This is a genomic window from Methanolobus sp. (genome assembly GCF_016278365.1).
Lineage (GTDB): Archaea > Halobacteriota > Methanosarcinia > Methanosarcinales > Methanosarcinaceae > Methanolobus.
Genome location: NZ_JADQBZ010000004.1, coordinates 47,527 through 66,633 on the forward strand (window position 1 = coordinate 47,527; position 19,107 = coordinate 66,633).

Annotated in this window: 20 protein-coding genes; 14 read left to right on the top strand and 6 right to left on the bottom strand. The window is 46.6% G+C overall.

Features of this window, described 5'->3' with window-relative positions:
* Nucleotides 1–33: 33 nt before the first annotated feature.
* Nucleotides 34–798 carry a ribonuclease HI family protein gene (locus QZZ22_RS03720; RefSeq protein ID WP_292462840.1) on the bottom strand — a complete coding sequence of 255 codons (765 nt, stop codon included), beginning with the start codon at nt 796–798 and terminating at the stop codon, nt 34–36.
* A 171-nt stretch (nt 799–969) separates the two neighbouring features.
* On the opposite strand from QZZ22_RS03720, the gene QZZ22_RS03725 reads away from it, so the two are divergent.
* The 7 genes from QZZ22_RS03725 (at nt 970) to QZZ22_RS03755 (ending at nt 6,438) form a co-directional block, all read left to right on the top strand.
* A complete protein-coding gene (locus tag QZZ22_RS03725) occupies nt 970–1,761 on the top strand; it encodes a nicotinate-nucleotide pyrophosphorylase (RefSeq protein WP_292462841.1) in 792 nt (263 codons plus the stop codon).
* A 201-nt stretch (nt 1,762–1,962) separates the two neighbouring features.
* On the top strand, nt 1,963–2,232 hold the full coding sequence (locus QZZ22_RS03730; protein ID WP_292462843.1) for a thioredoxin domain-containing protein: 270 nt from the start codon (nt 1,963–1,965) through the stop codon (nt 2,230–2,232).
* A 121-nt stretch (nt 2,233–2,353) separates the two neighbouring features.
* Entirely contained in the window at nt 2,354–3,367 is a 1,014-nt protein-coding gene (locus tag QZZ22_RS03735; RefSeq protein WP_292462845.1) for an MBL fold metallo-hydrolase, read from the top strand.
* 94 nt (nt 3,368–3,461) lie between these two features.
* Entirely contained in the window at nt 3,462–3,881 is a 420-nt protein-coding gene (locus tag QZZ22_RS03740; protein WP_292462847.1) for a hypothetical protein, read from the top strand.
* A 48-nt stretch (nt 3,882–3,929) separates the two neighbouring features.
* Entirely contained in the window at nt 3,930–5,699 is a 1,770-nt protein-coding gene (locus QZZ22_RS03745; RefSeq protein ID WP_292462849.1) for a ribosome biogenesis/translation initiation ATPase RLI, read from the top strand.
* Nucleotides 5,700–5,863: 164 nt separating this feature from the next.
* Nucleotides 5,864–6,148: a ferritin family protein gene (locus QZZ22_RS03750; protein WP_292462850.1), complete on the top strand. Its 285-nt coding sequence runs from the start codon at nt 5,864–5,866 to the stop codon at nt 6,146–6,148.
* Nucleotides 6,149–6,162: 14 nt separating this feature from the next.
* Nucleotides 6,163–6,438, top strand: a complete 276-nt coding sequence (locus QZZ22_RS03755) for a ferritin family protein (protein ID WP_292462853.1) — start codon at nt 6,163–6,165, stop codon at nt 6,436–6,438.
* A gap of 102 nt (nt 6,439–6,540) precedes the next feature.
* Here the strand turns inward: QZZ22_RS03755 and QZZ22_RS03760 are convergent, their stop codons facing one another.
* The 5 genes from QZZ22_RS03760 to QZZ22_RS03780 all read right to left on the bottom strand — a co-directional run bounded on the left by QZZ22_RS03760 (nt 6,541) and on the right by QZZ22_RS03780 (nt 11,986).
* The gene (locus QZZ22_RS03760; protein WP_292462854.1) at nt 6,541–6,717 is read right to left on the bottom strand and encodes a hypothetical protein; all 177 of its coding nucleotides are present in this window, start codon (nt 6,715–6,717) and stop codon (nt 6,541–6,543) included.
* Between the two features lie 137 nt (nt 6,718–6,854).
* Nucleotides 6,855–7,199: a hypothetical protein gene (locus QZZ22_RS03765; RefSeq protein ID WP_292462857.1), complete on the bottom strand. Its 345-nt coding sequence runs from the start codon at nt 7,197–7,199 to the stop codon at nt 6,855–6,857.
* Nucleotides 7,200–7,222: 23 nt separating this feature from the next.
* Complete coding sequence (locus QZZ22_RS03770) at nt 7,223–9,055, bottom strand: hypothetical protein (protein WP_292462860.1); 1,833 nt, start codon at nt 9,053–9,055, stop codon at nt 7,223–7,225.
* Between the two features lie 26 nt (nt 9,056–9,081).
* Complete coding sequence (locus QZZ22_RS03775) at nt 9,082–10,182, bottom strand: ABC transporter permease (RefSeq protein WP_292462863.1); 1,101 nt, start codon at nt 10,180–10,182, stop codon at nt 9,082–9,084.
* On the bottom strand, nt 10,175–11,986 hold the full coding sequence (locus QZZ22_RS03780) for an ABC transporter permease subunit (protein ID WP_292462866.1): 1,812 nt from the start codon (nt 11,984–11,986) through the stop codon (nt 10,175–10,177). The genes QZZ22_RS03775 and QZZ22_RS03780 overlap by 8 nt, the downstream gene beginning before the upstream one ends.
* Nucleotides 11,987–12,117: 131 nt before the next feature.
* On the opposite strand from QZZ22_RS03780, the gene QZZ22_RS03785 reads away from it, so the two are divergent.
* From QZZ22_RS03785 to QZZ22_RS03815, 7 genes are all read left to right on the top strand, one after another.
* The gene (locus QZZ22_RS03785; RefSeq protein WP_292462868.1) at nt 12,118–12,960 is read left to right on the top strand and encodes a mechanosensitive ion channel family protein; all 843 of its coding nucleotides are present in this window, start codon (nt 12,118–12,120) and stop codon (nt 12,958–12,960) included.
* A gap of 86 nt (nt 12,961–13,046) precedes the next feature.
* Entirely contained in the window at nt 13,047–13,961 is a 915-nt protein-coding gene (locus QZZ22_RS03790) for an ABC transporter ATP-binding protein (protein ID WP_292462871.1), read from the top strand.
* A 79-nt stretch (nt 13,962–14,040) separates the two neighbouring features.
* Nucleotides 14,041–14,526, top strand: a complete 486-nt coding sequence (locus QZZ22_RS03795; RefSeq protein WP_292462874.1) for a MarR family transcriptional regulator — start codon at nt 14,041–14,043, stop codon at nt 14,524–14,526.
* The gene (locus QZZ22_RS03800; RefSeq protein WP_292462877.1) at nt 14,523–15,923 is read left to right on the top strand and encodes an MATE family efflux transporter; all 1,401 of its coding nucleotides are present in this window, start codon (nt 14,523–14,525) and stop codon (nt 15,921–15,923) included. Before QZZ22_RS03795 ends, QZZ22_RS03800 begins: the two co-directional genes overlap by 4 nt.
* A 344-nt stretch (nt 15,924–16,267) precedes the next feature.
* The gene (locus QZZ22_RS03805; RefSeq protein ID WP_292462880.1) at nt 16,268–17,359 is read left to right on the top strand and encodes an adenosylcobinamide amidohydrolase; all 1,092 of its coding nucleotides are present in this window, start codon (nt 16,268–16,270) and stop codon (nt 17,357–17,359) included.
* 13 nt (nt 17,360–17,372) lie between these two features.
* Nucleotides 17,373–18,380, top strand: coding sequence for a TIM barrel protein (locus QZZ22_RS03810; RefSeq protein ID WP_292462882.1), 1,008 nt, complete (start codon nt 17,373–17,375; stop codon nt 18,378–18,380).
* A gap of 100 nt (nt 18,381–18,480) precedes the next feature.
* Entirely contained in the window at nt 18,481–19,047 is a 567-nt protein-coding gene (locus QZZ22_RS03815; protein ID WP_292462884.1) for a winged helix-turn-helix domain-containing protein, read from the top strand.
* The last annotated feature ends 60 nt before the right edge of the window (nt 19,048–19,107 follow it).

Below are 19,107 nucleotides of genomic sequence, written 5' to 3' on the forward strand. Positions count from 1 at the left end.
ATGGTTCACACTGGTCATAAAAACAGTGGGAATCTAGCGCTTTACATTTCCTTTTGCCCGTTTGTTGCCAAGCTCTATATCCACTTTTACTTTCCTTATTGCAAGATCTGCCGCAAGACCCCTGAGCATCCATCTAAGGGCAGAGGCCTGATGCAGTTCATCCTGTGGGAACTCTTTTAGGACAAGGGTCGTTGCATTTGCACCTGCCTGCTTTTTCAGATCATCTATCTTGATCCTGGAATAGGTGTCCATACCACCCACTTTTAATCCGGCGAAGCTTTTGAATCCCGGGGAAGGATGTGTGTTCAATTCATTAATCTGTACCCTGAGCAAAGGCAAGGCCTCCGAGGTATTCACATCTGCTATCACTTTCCTTTCAACGGGCCTGACTGGTATATCACCCGGCATTGCCAGCCTGTCAGCTATACTATTCTCATCCCTGGGAATCCATTTGAAAGCTACCCTGAGACCATTACTGTGTATGAGCGATGCTATCTGCTCTTTGATAATTGCAAGGTTCTCGTTATTTATCTTCCACTTTCCGGACATCTGACTGATAACCAGCTTGCTGTCTCCGCACACCTGGAGCGGCCCCTTTCCACCAAGTTCCAGATAATTCGCTATTCCCTCTTTCAGTGCAGTGTATTCGGCTACATTGTTTGTATTTGCGGGAGAGCGTTGCTTCTCTTTTCTTCCTTCCGTGGGAGCCTTTTTGTTCTTCCAGTCAATGACCCATCCAAAACCCATTCTTCCGCCCGGGTTTGGATCGCACGAACCATCAAAGTTCAGTTTATCCATAGCGTATTTGAACGACCTCTTTGCTTTTTTACTTGTCTGTTGACATACCCGCAATATTCTCTTCAGCGGCTGTTCTCTGAAGTGTTCTCACATGTCCTGTCACTACAGCCTCACACTATGGTAACAGTTATGAAGTATGTAAACCAAGTATTGCTGATTACAGGTGATATCATGGTTGACTTTTTTGATCTCTATCTCTCGGAGGATTGCCCATATGGTGACGAGACCACCGAGCTTCTGGGTATAGCAGGCAAGGGGAGGCTGCGTATCATGTCCCGGGAACATGGAGTAGCTGCGTGCATGGATGACCTTTCTGAGTTCTATAGGAGAAACGGTCTGGAAGTTGTCAGCAGTCTCGGCAACGGTGCCGAATTCAATGCTCATGATGTGATATTTGAGGCACAGGGTGAGCTTCCTGTTCTTTTCAGATTATGGAGGGTGTCACAGACCTTTCTTTCGCTTGTCTGTGCAATCGCTTCCAATACCCGGTTTAGCGTCGAGCTGGCGCATAAGGTTAATCCTGATCTTATAATAGCCACCAGCAGGAAAACACATCCTGGTTTTCGTAAGTATGAACTCAAGGCTGTGAAGACCGGAGGCGGTCACCATCACCGCAACTCACTGAGCGATTCTGTCCTGCTCAGCCAGAACCATCTCAATATCATTGAAGATATCGGAAGACTGAGGTCCACCAGAAAGATAGAGATAGAGCCACGCAACAGGGAGGAAGCATATAAGTATGCACCCCTTGCAGACGTACTGCTGCTTGACCATTTCATTCCTGAGGAACTGGAAAGCCTTGTGCCTGAGCTTCGCTCTCTCAATCAAGGGCTTGAGGTTGCAGTGGGTGGAATTGAACTGAAAAGGGTTGCTGAATATGCGCCATTTGTCGATATCATTGTAACCAGTGAACTCTACTATTCAAAACCACTGGATCTGACAGCAAAGATACGGAAACTCTAATTCTGGCAGTAATCAGAAAAGTATATATGCTTTTGACACAGAGGTTGTGTGCAATATTCGCATGACCGCTGTATATTGGCTATGCTGCCTGGGTCAGAAATCTAACCAGATGTTCTGCCCGTGCATGTGCCAGTAAAACAGTTATATCAACAGGTCATTCTTAACTTTAACAATTCTTAGCTTGAAATATAAGGTGTTAACATGAGCAAACCTGAATTATTGGATTTTAGTGCAACGTGGTGCGGACCCTGTAAGATGCAGAAGCCCTTCCTTGAGAAAGTAAAGGAAGAGCTGGGGGATAAAGTCGAAGTAAAGGTCATTGATGTTGACCAGAACCAGGAACTTGCATCAAAATATGGTGTTCAGGCAGTTCCAACTCTTGTCATCCTGAAGGATGGAAATCCTGTAAAACGTTTTACAGGTGTCACTACAGCGGGTGTTCTTATTGAAGAACTTAAAAAGGTGCTTTAAGCACCTTCCTTTTTTACTGTCCGTTCATTATGTATTCATTCATTATGATTTTTGCTACAGTCCCCGTTCCTGAAAAGGCGTAAATACTATAAGATTCATCCCTGTTCGAGGAATACGGATATTGCAGGAACTTATCGATCTTGGGGTGATGGTCTTCAGGCAGAAGAACACAAAAGGTACATTCAAACCCCATCTTTCTATTAAGTTCAGGTCCAACGAAGGCAATCTTACTACTTTTTCCATAGACACAACAAGAACTCCGACGAAATATCTTCAGCCTGATGCTTATCTTATCACTCATGCACATTCCGATCATCATGGTATGTCTGCCATGCTCTCCGAACGCGCCGTCTGCTCTGCTAAGACTGCCCGGGCTCTTGAGATAAGGCATGGCAGGATATATAAAGGCAGAACAATGGAGATTGGCGGTTCCATTGAAGTTAATGGTGTCACAATAACTGCCTATCCTAATTTTCATACCGTGGGATCCACATCCTTTTACTGGGAGAACGAAGTGGGCACACGTATCCTAGTCACAGGGGATGTTAAGGACGCTTCCATGTTACCCAAATGTGATGTTCTCATTACCGAGGCCAACTACGGAGATCCCGGGGATACGACATGCTATTTTGATGACGATATCATAGGTTTCAGGAACATCCTGCAGGACAATGCCTGCCTTGCTTTTGGAGCATATGCTTTTGGTAAGGCGCAGAGGGCCGTGGGATTGCTGAGAGGTCTGGGGTATAACGGTGCAATAGCCATGGAGGAGAAATCCCTTGCCCTGACACGCTACCTGCTTGAGGATGCTGGTGACATCATCGGGCTGGGGGAGGCATGCGGTGACTCTATCTGTGTCGTGCCCCCCTGGGACCTTGACAAACTTCCCATGAACATGTCCAAGTATGTGATGACAGGCAGATGCGACTACAAATATCCGTCCATACAGATAAGTGACCATCTGGACGCAAGGGGGCTGACTGGCATGGTGCAGGCTATGGACCCTAAATTCACGCTGGTCTACCATCCGTCAGGGCATAGGCCCGGTAAGTTCGCCGCTCATCTCCGGGGATTAGGTTTTAATGCTATTTCGCTTGACAAGGTGAATAATGTATTGAGCAATGATTTTATCTAGTTATGGCATATTACCCTGCGCAGGATAAAAGTTTATATAACTATCAGCTTTCTATAGTATCCACATTATCCAAGTTGTTCCAGGAGATTGTCAATTGTCAAAATCGTCCAAGAGAAAACAAGCGCTTGCTCCTTCTGTCCCTTCCGGGGAAGAGCCTGTTGAGGCAGGGGCGGCGCAGCCAGATGTAGATGCAGGTGCCTTAAAACCTGTTAAGAAGGTAAAGACCCCCGAGGAGAGAAAACAGGCACACATAGAGGGCATAATAAAGACCGCAGTTGCATCGATCATTGGTGTCATAGCCGGTTTACTGGCTTATATCCAGTTTGGTGTTGGTGATGAGATAAGATGGTATGCAGTGCTCATTATAGTTGTTGCGCTTGCATATTATGCACAGAAGTTGATTTTCCCGCTCATTAAGATCGATACCAAGGAATTCGGTTTCAAGGATTGGTTCTTTGTTGAATTCCTCGTCATAGATTTCTGTCTTGTGACATGGACGCTGCTTCTGAATTGATCATCTCTTTTTTGAACATGCACCTTATTTAAATGTCAGGGATCCCACATGCGAATAGCCATATTGAACAAGGACAGGTGCCAGCCAAGGCGCTGCAGTCATGAATGTGAAAAGTACTGTCCCAGGGTAAGGACAGGGGACGAAACCATCGTTTTCCCGGAAGGCGGCGGAAAGCCGGTTATCTCGGAAGAGCTGTGCGTAGGTTGTGGTATATGTATCAACAGGTGCCCTTTCGATGCTATTATGATTATCGGCCTTCCGGAAGAGCTTAAAGAACCCACTCACAGGTACGGAGCAAATGCATTTGCGCTCTATGGCCTGCCGGTTCCCCAGGTTGGCAGGGTCACAGGTATCCTGGGTCCTAACGGCATCGGAAAAAGTACTGCCGTGCAGATACTCTCAGGTGCCCTTATACCCAATTTCGGCGATGGTGTAGGTAACTGGGAAAATGTGCTTCAGCACTACGCAGGCACAGCCCTGCATGACTACTTCAGTGATGTGGCTGACGGCAATACAAAGGTCTCCCAGAAACCTCAGTATGTGGATATGATCCCCAAGGCTTTTAAGGGGAAAGCCAGCGAGTTGCTTGACAGGACTGACGAGAGAGGTATTCTTGGGGAACTGATAGAAAAGCTTGGCCTGTCTCCTGTTATTGACAGGAATATATCCGAGCTTAGTGGAGGAGAACTCCAGAGAGTAGCTATTGCAGCATGTGCTGCAAGGGATGCTGACTTCTATTTCTTTGATGAGATCAGTCCATATCTTGACATCTACCAGCGCATTAATTCCGCCCAGCTTATCCAGGAGATAGCCAAAGATAAAGCGGTGCTTGTTGTCGAGCACGACCTGGCTATCCTTGACATGCTTGCGGATGTTGTACATGTGGCATACGGTCAGCCGGGAGCGTATGGTGTCATGACCTATCCAAAAGGTGTGCGCATTGCAATAAACCAGTATCTGAAGGGTTACCTTCCCGAAGAGAACGTGCGTATCAGGCCCGATGCCATAAAGTTTGAGGTTCATCCCCCGCGTGTAGGATCAGATATTGCGACTCTTGTTGATTACGATAGCTTCTCCAAGAAATACGGGAATGGGTTCTCTCTTGAGACCGATGGTGGCTCCCTGAAGCAGGGTGAAGTTCTCGGCATAGTGGGACCCAACGGTATCGGTAAGTCCACTTTTGTAAAGATACTGGCCGGAGAGGTGGAACCGGATGAAGGCAAACTGGACCTGGATATCACTATTTCCTATAAGCCTCAATACATCAAGCCTGATGTTTCCATGCAGGTGCAGTACTTCCTGCGTGGAATCTCCCGTAAGTTCGATACCAGCTATTTCCAGTCCGAGGTAGCCAAACCCATGCAGCTTGAGCCCCTGTATGAACGTGACCTTACGGACCTCAGTGGCGGAGAGCTCCAGAGGGTGGCAATCGCTGCCTGCCTGTGCAGGGATGCTGATATGTATATCCTTGACGAACCAAGCGCCCACCTTGATGTCGAACAGCGTTCCATGACCACAAGAGTGATCAAGAGATTTGCCGAGAACAGCGGCAAGACCGCAATGGTGGTCGACCACGATATCTACATGATAGACATGCTTAGCGAACGTTTGATTGTCTTTGAAGGAGAGCCTGCAGTTCGCGGTAAAGCACATCGCCCCTCCAGCATGCAGGATGGTATGAACAAATTCCTGGCTAACCTGCACATCACATTCAGGCGTGATGAGGATACTTCCCGGCCCAGAGTCAACAAGCCCGATTCAAGGCTTGACAGGGAACAGAAGGCCAGCGGGGAATATTACTATCATAACCTCGAGTAATAATACTTCCTCCCGCCCTTTTTTTATCCTATTTGTCTCCCTTTCACGAAATATATAAGTACATGCGGGTCTCATCAAATATTGGGACTGGAACAGTGGCTTGAACAAGCATACGTGCCAAATTAGCGGGCGCTGTACCTGTATACATCAAGGGAGTGTGAGTTATGTTATCAAAGATACCTGTGGACCTGTCCAAGGTCGATAAGAAGGACTTAAATCTGGAGATACTGAGGGCGGCAATCATTGCCGAGCTGGATGCTATCAATCTCTATGAACAAATGGCAGGTCTAACCGACAACGATGAAGTGAAAAGAGTCCTTATGGATGTTGCACTTGAAGAGAAGACCCATGTGGGCGAATTCCAGACTTTACTGTTGAGGGCTGATGAGCAGCAGAAAGAGGAACTCAAGGCCGGGGAAAAAGAAGTCGATGAGGAGCTCTCAAAGTAATCCAGGGGGTAAGCATGTTATCAGAGATACCTATCAACCTGCAGATGGTGAATAAAAAGGACCTTGATAAGGAGATAATGAGGGCTGCCATGATTGCGGAACTGGATGCTGTGAACCTGTACGAATCCATGGCTGCACTTACTGACAGTGAGGATCTTAAAGTGATCCTACTGGATGTCGCTAAAGAGGAAAAGGTGCATGTAGCGATGTTCCAGACCGTGCTCATGGAAGTTGACAGGGAATACATGAAGATCATGGCAGATTACGCTCTTGGGAAAGGGAGAATGTAATTCTCCAGTTGCCGGGCAAGCACTTCAAAAAAGTATTTTTCACCCCGCTGTCAGCAAACCGGGACATTGGTACGAATGCATGAGCTGCCAATAGGCAGCTATTCATGAGAGTTTCTTTGCACCGTAATAAGCATCATAGATATTGTAAAGCCAGAAGATCGCAAGTATAATAAGAGTAACTATCAGATGTCCTGCAATTATCAGGGTGAATGCAATGGCAAAGAACAACAGTCCTCTGCTTATATTTCCGTTGTTCAGTTGTCCAAGGCCCGGAAACACAAGTGAGTAGATGGCCGACTTCCAAGGGACCGGCTTTCGCTGTCTGGTGCTTCCGCTTCCTGTATCATCTGTCTTAATATTCTCATCATTTTCCAGATAGATTCCCCCAATTGGTTTTTATCTCCCATAGTATTTTATCATTTGCCTGATGTTCCTGAAACGTTTCCTTCTGCTTTTTTTCTCTTCCCGATTGTAAGGTACCAGGTAAGGAATTCTGTATAGAGGATGATTCCTGCCAGTGTGGACCAGAGCGTAAGCAGTATATGGAAATTATTCACAGGTACCAATCCCCCGGCAAAAAGGAAGTGCCTGTATGAAAGAAAGGCTAATGATGTGCCAGGCATAATGATGACCGCAAGGACAGGCACAGCTACCAGGACCAGCATCGCCAGCCGGGATGATATTTTTATCAGTATGAAAAGCACGGTGAGTGCAAAAGTGACAAAAAGCATCGCACACCCTATAAAAGCCAGAATCTCCATTCAAATCCTCCTTCCGTTTTGTTTTATCTGTAAACACCCCTGATAGCTAGATACATAAGAGCCGGTATGATCGCAAGCAATGAGAACAGGGTGATGAAAGCAGATAGCAGAAAGCCGGCAGCCTCAATGCGTGTCAGCTCAGTATTTCCAATGTCAGGAGTTTCGCCGGTTTGTACATTTACCGAACCCGGCTTTGCGTCAGTGCTTATCTGATTATGTTCAGTAGTGAGTACATCATCAATGTAGATCACAGGAGTATCTGAAACTGCGCTGTACTGTTTTCCCTCCAGATCAGTGTAATCTGCCCTGGCAGCAGGTAACATGACGGTTCCGGCACTTATGGTCTTTACAACATAGCTGATCTTCTTTGATGCACCTGCTTCAATGTCTCCTTCCCATAAGGGCTGGCCTGAAACCAAGGAAAGCCCCTCGGGAACACTATCCGTAAGTGTTATACGGACATTGCTATTTCCTGCATTCACTGCACTTACAACTATCTCGGTCATCTCTCCGGTATACAGGTAGCTGGAAACAATACTCTTCTCAATAATGACTTTCGAGCCTCTGACAATGAAAGCATCCGTAAAGGGGCTGGATTCCACAATATATGTTTCTCCTCCATCTTTCCACTGAGCCGTCCCAGGCTTGAAGGTGAAACTGCCTGCTTCAGTTGGCTTTGCAGTGTAGCTGATCTCTTTTGTAGCACCTGCATCAAGCAACATTGTCCATTCCGTCCCCTCCACGCCTTCAGGGATCATTGATGATGGCAGTTCGTCCCGTACTTCCAGAGTTGTCCTGTAGCCTGCCGTGTTCTTAAGTGTGAGCGTTATCATGAAATGCCCGTCAGTTCCCATTTCAGTGTCCTTTGGGGAGTTCCTGACAGCTTCCACTTTTTTCTCGATAGAGATGTATGGCCTGACCTGCACTTCAAAAGAAGCTGGCTCTGAGTATTCGTTACCCATGTAATCATACCCTGTAACCTGGGACTCTATCAGTATGTTTCTGGTGACAGGAGTTACGGGAGTTCTGACAGGCACAATGAACTTCTTCACTTTCAGCGGATCAAGAACTGCCTGCTGGAGGTGTGGTTCCCCAACCATTCCTGCTGAGGAACCGGTGGTCATGGTAATGCCATGCAGTGGAATAGTGCCGCTATTGGTGAGAGTTAATACGTACGATATATCCTCATTTGAACCATAGACTATCTTATCTGTCAGGATATCGACTGTTAATGCGGGCGCACCCGGCCTGAAAGTCTCAATGGATACATCTCTGGTGTTTGGATTGATATAGATAACACGGATCATGAAATCACCAGCAAATTTCCTGTAGCTGCCCGACTGGTATGTTTCTTCAAAAACACCATTCTTTCCTTCTATGCTGACAAGAGCGCCGCTCTCACCAACCTCTTTGAGTTTCACACGGTAACTGCCATCTTCCAGTGTGTCACCGACTTTCATGTTTGTTTTCGGCACGCTTGTGACCCAGACCCTTTCCGATTTCTGTTTATATGTTTCCAGTGAAACAATGCCCGAGTTAATACCAAGGACATTGATCTTCAATTCATTATCATAGATCTGCTCACTGTTTGCAGAGGCATCCGTAAAGAACGATCTTTTGAAGTCCCTGTTGTGGTAAACAAGAACTATGGCAGAAGGTTCAGCACTATCCATATCTACAGAATGTACTTTGACTGTGAATCCTTCAAGTTCCGCTCTGTTCCCGGCAGCAAGTTCGTAGGCACCCTGGAATATCCATAGGCTCTCATCCTGGATATCGTAGGCACTGACAGGGTATACTAAAGCGGGTAGCAGTGTTATCGCAAAGATCAGGACCGTCAGTGTTCTCACAGCCATTTGGAGCATATATGTATTTTTATCTTTTAATTGTTTTTATATGTCTTTTTCACCGTGGCAATTGTAAGCATGCACAGCGCCACAGCCACTAGTGTATAGAGGCCAATCCAGAGGGCTGACTCGGATGACCCTATACTATTGATAGAGAGTCTTGTTACAAGATTGAGCGGTGAATTTGTGAACAGATAGGAGGCCATGAACAGGAAAATGAGTACCATGGAATACAGGAGCTGAGCAACGCCTCTCTCCTTGAAAATAACAGATATGATACTACTCGTAAGGACAAGTATCAGCCCGATAAGCGTGACCACGAACAGTATCGTAAAGTAATTCATGATGGATATCCTGTTCATACTCAGCAGCAACATCCAGGCAAGAGCCTGCAGGGGTACAATAGCGGCCGCAACAAGCACCTTCCCACTCACGATCTCCAGCATAGACGCGGGAGTGACAAGCAGTAATTCCATTGTCTTCCTTTCGAACTCCTCGGTAATGAAGTCAATAACAAGCCCTCCTGAAATGAATGCTGGTGTAAATACCAGTAGTGGAAGCAGTGCAACGTAAATGAACTCGAAATAAGTGGATGAGGTCTTTATACCTCTTTTGTTGATATTGATCTCTATAGGGGAATATCCCGGCAAACGCTGGGTCCTTATGTCACGCACATGCTGCTCGAACTTCTCAAGTGGCTCTTTTAACTGAAGTGATATCAGAGTAGCCTTAATTTCCGATTTGGGAAGGTATATCTCCACGTTCAGTATATCCGTCCCTTCTGAGGGGCCTGGAGGAGCTATTAAGATGGCATCGACCCTGTGTTCATAGAAATCCCCGTAAGCAGGTGTCAGGTCACTGTACAAACGGGTATTGACCTTACTTTCCTGAAGCAGCTTGTAAAGTTCATTTTCTTCAGTTCCGACAACTGCAACGCTTATACCTTGCATCTCTATATCACCCATGATCGTGGGATCGTAGAACGAAGTGAGCCCTATGACAAGAAATGTTGAGAATGATGCTATGAAAAGCTGGATCAGTACGGAAAGTATGAACGTCTTCTCACGCATGAGCTCGCCTACTTCCTTTTTAGCGATACTCCTTACTTTTCCGCAATATCTTGGACGCTTAGACAAAAAGGACACCTCTGAGAATGAAAAGATTGTATGCGCTATGGACCACTGTTGCCAGTATCACTGAAAGCAGATATCTCCTGGTGCCGAACCTGTACATTACTATCGAACTGACAGCTGCAGTCGAGATGTGCAGCAGGAGAGGTATTAACAGGAGTGTACCCATTGTCATCACTGCCCCGAATGCGGAACTTGCAATGGGTGCCAGCGTAAGGACAGCAACTGCCTTTTCTCCGGCAAAGAAGCCTGTACCTGAAAGGACAGCAAGCCTGAGAGCGTTTCTCATAGTTACCAGCTGAAGCTTTCTTTTGAAGATTGTGTATATTCCGGCTGATTTGACCAGTTCTTCTGCCATCGCAGAAAGTGCTATCATCACGATGACAGAATGCGGAGCCGGCAGGTTGAACAGCATGACGATCAACATTAGTTGCGTCATGTAAACGAACGGGATGAAGATAATGCTCAGCAGGAAAACAGAACCGTATGGGTTCAAAAGGAATATTTCCAGACAATCTGTTATCTTTTCTGATACTGCTTTCTGTGTGAAGAGGTCCTCTTCCCTGTATATATAGGTCCCGAATAAAAAGGCGGAAAACGCGACAAAATAGAATGGCAGGGTTGAGAACAGATATGTGCCGATCTGCAGGGTCTCGCCTTCTATAAGGCGAACTATAAGGGTGATCGGGGAGATAGAACTGATGGCGTGGATATTTGTAAACATCGCCGGGAAGAAGAGGTATCCGGAGATTATCACTGACAGGAAGACACTTGTGAAGGTCAGTTCCTTGAAGCTCCTTGAAAGTATGGCGCCGAAAAATGAGAGCGCGAAGAACAGAAGCACAACCGGTAGTATTGCTGCAAGGATCAGTAGTGAGCTCTGTGCTGTTCTTATGTCCGCCGGGATGCCCATTATATATAGAGTGATAACAGCCTGAATGAGTAGAGTAACGAGGACGTAGGGTAATGTTTTGCCGATTACGATCTCTCTGCTGGACAGAGGTGCGGCAAGTATGAGCTCTCCTTTTTTATTAGTGCGCTCATCCATGATACTTGTGGAATAGAACTGCGAGATGAAATATATAGGGAATATGAACAGGAAAGCATACAGTATCGCCGTGAATGGAATAGGCGGTGAAAAGAAAGATGGCGTAGAGAGCGTCTGCTTCTGGAAGAATGCCCTTCCTTTGTAATCGTCAAGATCATTGATGTCCTCCGGAATCGTGAATGAGGAACCGGCATTAAGGTATTCTTGTGTTATTTCTCCTGCAGGGTAACCTTGATGCGATCGATCATTGGTGCTGCTTTCCACGCCCGTCTCTAAGCTGCGGGCAGCATTCCGGGCACTCAGTAGCTGGTAGTTTTGGGGCCTCTCTATATCATGTACAGTGACCCACACCGGATGGCTGTTGTTAATATCATCGTAGGAAGTAAGTACGATCTCACGATATTCCTTGACCGTATTCTCCAGTGCACTTCCGGCAGCCGCTGACTTGTAACTGTCTCCCAGATATACGTTATTACCGATAATTACAAAATCTGCTCCGTAAAGGTAAAACTCTGTAGCCTCAAATACCGTGACAGGCAGATAACTGAATCTCTGGTCACTTTCAAGTATGGGGCGAAGTGCAGGTTCTGCTGATGCAGCAGTGTATATCTTCTGGTTCATACTCATCTGTGTCTGTGCGGCTGCGAAAGATGCTGCTATGACCAGTGCCAGAGTAAGTGTCAGCAATATGGCTGACCTTGAATCGAATTTGAGTTTGGACCTGAAAAACTCCCATTTTGCTATCGTTAACCATCCGGACATCACTTTTTATTAGTAATTTATTATATTAATATGTATGTAGTTATTTGGATATTTAAGGCCATTCTTATATTATATGGAGAGTAACTCCAAATGGAACATCAGTCTTTGAAGTATGTTCAGGAGTTGTAAAAATGATAAACATCCCAATACTCTTATCCAATAACATTCCCTACACAAACCTTCCGATCTCACAGTTTCTGTTCGCTCTTTTTATTCTTGCTGCCGGTATTGTGGTTGCAGGAATCCTTTCCCAGGCTTTTCGCAGGGGTCTGAAAACTGCAAAACTTCCGCAACTTATCGCAGAATTTCTTGTACGGTTCATGCGCATACTGCTGTATGTAGCGGTACTGCTTGCCTTCATCAGTGCACTGGGGGTCGATGTTAGTGCTGTCGTCATTGGCCTTTCCGCGATTATCGGATTGGTGCTTGGTTTTGGCATGCAGGACTCCCTGAACAATGTGGCTGCAGGTGTGTGGATAGCCTCCCTCAGGCCCATGGACAAGGGAGAATTCGTCACTATCAATAGTTTCTCAGGCACTGTACATGCTGTAGGTATCATGGCTACTGAGATCCTTACCCCGGACAACCAGTTTATTACTATACCAAACAAGCTTGTCTGGGGGAGTCCCATAATAAATGCCACGCGCATGCCCATACGCAGGGTCAGTGTTGATGTTGGGATTAGTTATGGAACAGATATTGGCAGGGCTGTCAACGTCGCCCTTGAACTGATAAAGGGTCACCCCAAGGTGCTCGGGACACCAGCTCCTGCTGTGGTCACCACCGAACTTGCAGATTCTTCTGTTAACCTGCAGCTTCGCGCATGGACAAATACTCCTGACCTCTGGTCTGTCAAGGATGACCTGACCATCGCTATCTATGACGCTTTCAACAGGGAGGGCATAAACATCCCGTTCCCGCAGATGGATGTTTATATCAGGAGCAGTTCCGGCAGTAAGCAAAGTACTGATTAAGGCAAGAGTAAGTCACGGTTGCCACGAGCAACCGTATCTCTATTTTTATAACATTGCTTATATATAGTGAAGTATATCCTGTTTATGTGGAACAGAATATCATCGAAGTGGAAGGACTCCGTAAAGAATACGGAGATTTTGTTGCTGTTGAAGACCTCGGTTTCTCTATAGCGAAAGGAGAGATATTTGGAATAGTAGGTCCCAACGGTGCAGGCAAGACAACCACTTTGAAGATGCTGAGCGGCCTTATCAGGCCAAGCAGAGGCAATATTACGATGAAGGGACTGGACATAGGTCGGGATGCTGTTAAGATCAAATCCTTCCTGGGTTTTCTTCCTGAAGAGTCACCCCTGTATGAAGGCATGGAAGTTGATGATTATCTGATGTTCTTCGCGGAACTCTATGGCGTCGAAAAGAATGTCGCCAGGAAAAGGATAAATGACCTGCTTTTTGATCTTTCTCTCAACGCTGACGGCAAGAAGATAGGCGACCTCTCCAAGGGTATGAAGCGCAAGGTTGCTATCGCCCGCTCACTAATAAATGACCCTGACATCCTGATATATGATGAACCGTCATCAGGCCTTGATCCGATGACCTCCAGATATATCACGGATTACGTGCGCTCTCTCAAGGGGGCAGGTAAAACTATCATTTTCAGTGCTCACAATCTGTATCAGGTTGAAAGCCTGTGTGACAATATCCTGATTATGAAAAACGGCAAGCTCATTACTCTGGGGACGGCAGCCGATATCCGCGAGGAATTCGGACGGATACAGTACAGGCTTGAGTTCAGGGTGGACAATCTCGATGATTATGGCCTTGCCGAACTGAAAAAGACCGATGGTGGCTATGTTGTTATCACCCATGATATCAGCATTATCAACAACACAACCAAATGGGTCGCTTCAAAAGGCGGGGATATTGTTGAGATGCGTACAATCGTACCTTCGCTGGAAGATATCTTCCTGGAGCTGATGGGAGTCGAACTGTTTGTAGATTGATCTGGCAGGCAAAGCGATTTTTTTATATACTATTTGTTGCGTATGCAATTGTTGCAATAGCAATAAATAGAGTGGTTATTTGACTTCTTCAGTTAAAAGCACAGATTGCCTCACGTCAAGAGGCCACCAGTCAATTGGAAGGGACGCATTTCTGTTCTCCCGGGAAATTCATACTTTCATTGCAAGAGAGATGGAGCCATATGGTATAGGTAGCGGACAGTTTCCTTTCCTGATACGCCTGCTGCATCACGATGGTATCAGCCAGGAAATACTTATAAGGGACCTGGATTGTGACAGGGCTACAGGTACCAGGGCAATTAACAAGCTGGAGGAGAACGGATATGTGCGCAGGGAAACTGATCCCCAGGACAAACGCGCCTACAGGGTGTGCCTGACTGATAAGTCCCGGCAACTGGGCCCGGTGATCAAGCAAATGTCTGTGCTGATCAATGATATTGTATTTGATGGTTTCACCGGGGAAGAAAAAATCCTTTTTGTTCAGATGATAAAACGGGCTATAGGTAACATCTCTTGTGAGAACGATATCAGGAAGGCCGGAAAATGAAAGAGGAAATTGAAGCAGGCACTTCCGGGATGCGGGCAATGGCAGGTGATCCCAAAAAAGCCATACTTAAACTGGGCCTGCCGATGATGTTTGCGATGTCCATTCAGACCGTATATAATCTGGTTGACACTTTCTGGGTATCAGGCCTGGGATCTGATGCACTTGCAGCAGTAGGTTTTGTTTTTCCATTCTTTTTTGCCTCGATAGCCATCTCCACGGGACTTGGCGTAGGCGGAGGCTCGGCCATATCCCGCAGGCTTGGTGCAAAAGATAAGCATGGGGCTGATAACGTTGCAGTGCACACGATGATTATAATGCTTATTCTGTCACTGCTGTTCGCTGTCCCTCTGTTCCTTTTCGCAGAGAGTATCTTCGTTTCCATAGGCGCGGGAAGTACAGCAGATATGGCAACTTCATACGGGAAGATAATCTTTGCAGGTACTTTATTCATATTCTTCCCCAACGTTGCAAATGCCATCCTCCGCAGCGAGGGAGACACCAAACGAGCCATGAATGCCATGATCCTGGGATCCATACTGAATATCATCCTGGACCCGATACTGATATACGTGCTTGATATGGGTATAGCCGGTGCTGCATGGGCGACCGTGATCTCTCTTGCTGTCACTGCCGTTCTTATGTCCAACTGGCTTTTTTTCCGCAAGGACACCTACATATCCTTTGATTTCAAGGACTTCAGCTTTGACAGGAGTATCCTGAAAGACATCTTCAGGGTGGGTTTCCCGGCATCTGTCCAGCAATCCTCAATGGCTTTGATGATGCTTGTCATGAACATGATACTGATAACAGTCAGCGACACTGATGGGGTGGCTGTCTATACAGTGGGCTGGCGCGTTGCTACTATTGCTATCGCTCCTCTGATGGGGATCTCGACAGCTGTTGTTACGATGAGCGGATTTGCGTATGGGGAGCGATCTTACAGTAAGTTGTCTTCTTCACATCTTTATGCAACAAAGATATCCTTCATTGTGGAAACAGCCATAGCTGCCCTTACTTTCATCCTGGCTCCCCAGATAGCTTATGTTTTCACAATGTCAGAAAGTGCTTCCCACATCACCGGCGATCTGGTGATATTCATCAGGATCATCTGCCTCTTCTACCCAATGGTCTCTCTTGGAATGCTCTCGTCATCGCTCTTCCAAGGAATAGGTAAAGGTGTGAATGCACTTATCGCAACTATTCTGCGTGCTGTCATATTGGTTCCACTTTTTGCAGCACTTTTTGCTATATACCTCGGACAGGGGCTTGTTGGGATCTGGTGGGGCATAGTGGTCGGTAATGTACTTGGGTCACTTGTGATCTTTATCTGGGCACGGTTGCACGTGGGGGCCTTGCTAAAGAAGGAGTCTGGTTTTTCAACTGCAGAGCCAGTGTGAACCATGACTGGGGAATGTTATCCTTATGTTATTCCTATACTCAGGTCTCTTGTGCAGGTCCCGCTCACTTTAAATATCTATTTAAGGTAGTCCTGATAACTACTTGTTATTAACACATAAAGATTTGATGTACCTTATTTACCAATGCCTCTATCTTCATAAACACTCATACTTAACGGCACTTAAATTGAACAATTCCACTTTACATATAATATCTATAAAATGAAGGTGATAGTATAGGACAGAATCCGGGAGCAGAACCCCCTGTAACCCCTAATCCCGAAGAATGTGAGCCTTTACTCAATGAAGGAGCTGTACTCCTGTTAGAGACCTCCGGTGGTGAGATGATTTACCGGCATAAGGATTCCATTGTCGTCATGCTGCCTGATGGCAGAAGCACTCTCACGACCTCATGGGTAGGCGGTGGGTATAGGGAAGACCTTCATGCTATCTTCAATCATCACGTTCCCCGGGACAAGAACTCTGCAAAGGAACTTGAGGGTGGCAGTATACATGCTTACCTGGGTCTCATTTCCACGGGATTGGGACTTGACCCGGAGAGGTCCTCAGGATTGCTGACAGCAGCCGGTATGGAGAATGCTGCCATTGTCGTGCGTTCTTTCAGGGGTGTTGAGGTCACTGCCGTTGTCACTGCAGGTGTCGAGATAAATGGTGGAAGAGTAGGTGACCCGGCCTCATACTACGAGGAGAACGGGTCATTCCAGTTCATACCGGGTACGATCAACACGATACTGCTTGTCGGCGCAAACCTGTCCCAGCATACGATGACGAGCGCTGTTGTCACAGCAACCGAGGCAAAGACCGCAGCTTTGCAGCAACTCATGGCCCCAAGCCGTTATTCACAAGGTATTGCCACCGGGTCCGGCACGGATATGATTGCAGTGGTCGCAGACAGGACAAGCCCTCACTGTCTGACGGATGCCGGTAAACATTCGAAGCTGGGGGAAATGATAGGCTTGTGTGTGCTTGAGGCGGTAGTCAAGGCACTTGAGCTACAATCCGAAATGACGGCTATTTCCCAAAGGGATATGCTGGTGCGCCTTGAGAGGTTCGGTGTTGATGAAGCAATGTACTGGAAAGCGGCTTCGAGGATCGAAGGTGAGAACCGTAAGGTCGGTTTTTTAAAGGCACTCAGGGCTGCTTCCAGGAGTCCGTCGCTTGTGGCAAGCACTTGCGCCGTCCTGCATGTGATGGATGAGATATCCTGGGGGCTTCTTCCTGAGACTGCCGGACGGAAGGCTGCAATATCTATAATGAAGGGCCTGCCGGAGCTTCTGGGATATAATGGGATTGTGCCGCTGGATGATCTGCTGGATGAAAAGGACTCCATAATGGACAATTGGGTTCGGATCACTGCATGGCTAGTCAAGAATAGAAAATGTAATGAGTTGTCTCAGGTATTGGCCGAAGGCTGAAAGGAAGATTGCTATGAAGGAACTGATTAATCTCTCGACTTACAAGATCGAGATGGATATGTTTGACTCTGACTGGGGAACGGTGGAAAGTTTCCTGGATCGGCACCAGCTTGACGGAATAGAGCTGTATGTAGACCAGTCTCCTCTCCCCGATGGTATCCCTGACCGCCTTATACAGGGTGTGCATCTTCCTTACTGGATGGGAAGGCATAGGGCCTGGCTGGATAATGATGCCTTCTCTTGCGAAATGGATGAGTCCGAAAAGATATACCTCTTCGGTGGACTCAGCCGCGGTGAAGTTATTGGGAATTTCCGCAGGGCCATGGAGAACGCGCATTTCCTGGATGCCGCATATGGGGTGTTCCATGTTACTTATGTAGAGCTTGAACATGTGTTCACCCGTTCCTTCAACTGCACTGACAGAGAAGTAATGGACACAACTGCGGCCTTTTTGAATGAGTCCGTTTCATCTTTTCCCAATGGTGAACCGCCTGTGCGCCTCTTTTTTGAGAATCTCTGGTGGCCGGGTCTTACGTTCCTGGATCCGGGCGCTATATCATACTTTACTGAACAGCTTGATTTTGACAACTGGGCTTTTGTGCTTGATGTAGGTCATCTGATGGCTGCAACTATGGATTGCAACAAAGAGGGAGATGCCGTAGATACCGTGCTTGAAGTGCTCTCAAAGCACTCTGATGACATCGTGGATCATATCGAAGGGATGCATTTCCATTGCAACCTCTCAGGTGAATACATGCGCGCATGCCTTGATATGGACATACCCGAAAACTTCGATAAAATGCCGTTCTACGACCGCTTAGGTAAAGTTATGCAGGTCGTTGAAAGAATGGACCGGCACATGCCTTTCACCGACGAGAGATGCTCTGAGATCGTTGACTATGTTTCTCCCGACTATCTGACACATGAATTCATACTTCACGACCTGCAGTCAACAGAGCACAAGCTCAGGACTCAGAGGGATGCATTGAACAACGGAATGCGAAGAATATCAAAAACATAATTCTTATGCCCTCGGAGTCTTTGTCATGTGCTATAAATCTTGTTCAATAGTATCCATTATCAGGAACATATTTATATAAGTCTTTATATCCCTTATATTTATGAGCATGCCCGATAACAATGATATTGAAGACCCTGAACATCTGGATCGCCTGAAGCTGTTCAGTGCACTTGGTAGTGAGACACGCCTCAGGATGCTGGAAAAGCTTACCGAGGGAGAGATGCATATCTCGGAACTTGCCCGAGAGCTTCATATTTCTGTCCCTGTTGCAGCGAAACATGCTAACATACTTGAAGCTGCCGCACTTATCCAGCGCAAGGTATATGGTAAGACGCACGTGCTTAAACTGAACAACAGGAATCTCTTCAATGCACTTGACATGTTCGCGCCATCCAAGACCGTTGAGGTCGAGAAAGGTGCTACACTGCTTGAAGCAATAAAGAAGGTAGCTGTAGTCGAAGTCCGGAATATAAGGGGGCAGGAAAATGTCGTTTCCACGAACGGTGAGGACGGCTTCTTTGTTTATGAAGTGAATGGTGAGTTCTCTGACAAGACAGTGAACAATTTCACATTCGATAAAAATTCTACGGTCATGTGGAAAAAGCTTGAGCCTGTCAGCGTCCTGAAAGTCAAGGTCAGGGTCAAGGATAGCGACACTACGAGTTAAAGCTGAAGATTCAACTGAGAATGAAAACAAAAGTTAAGTCTATGTTAACGTAGGCTGTTG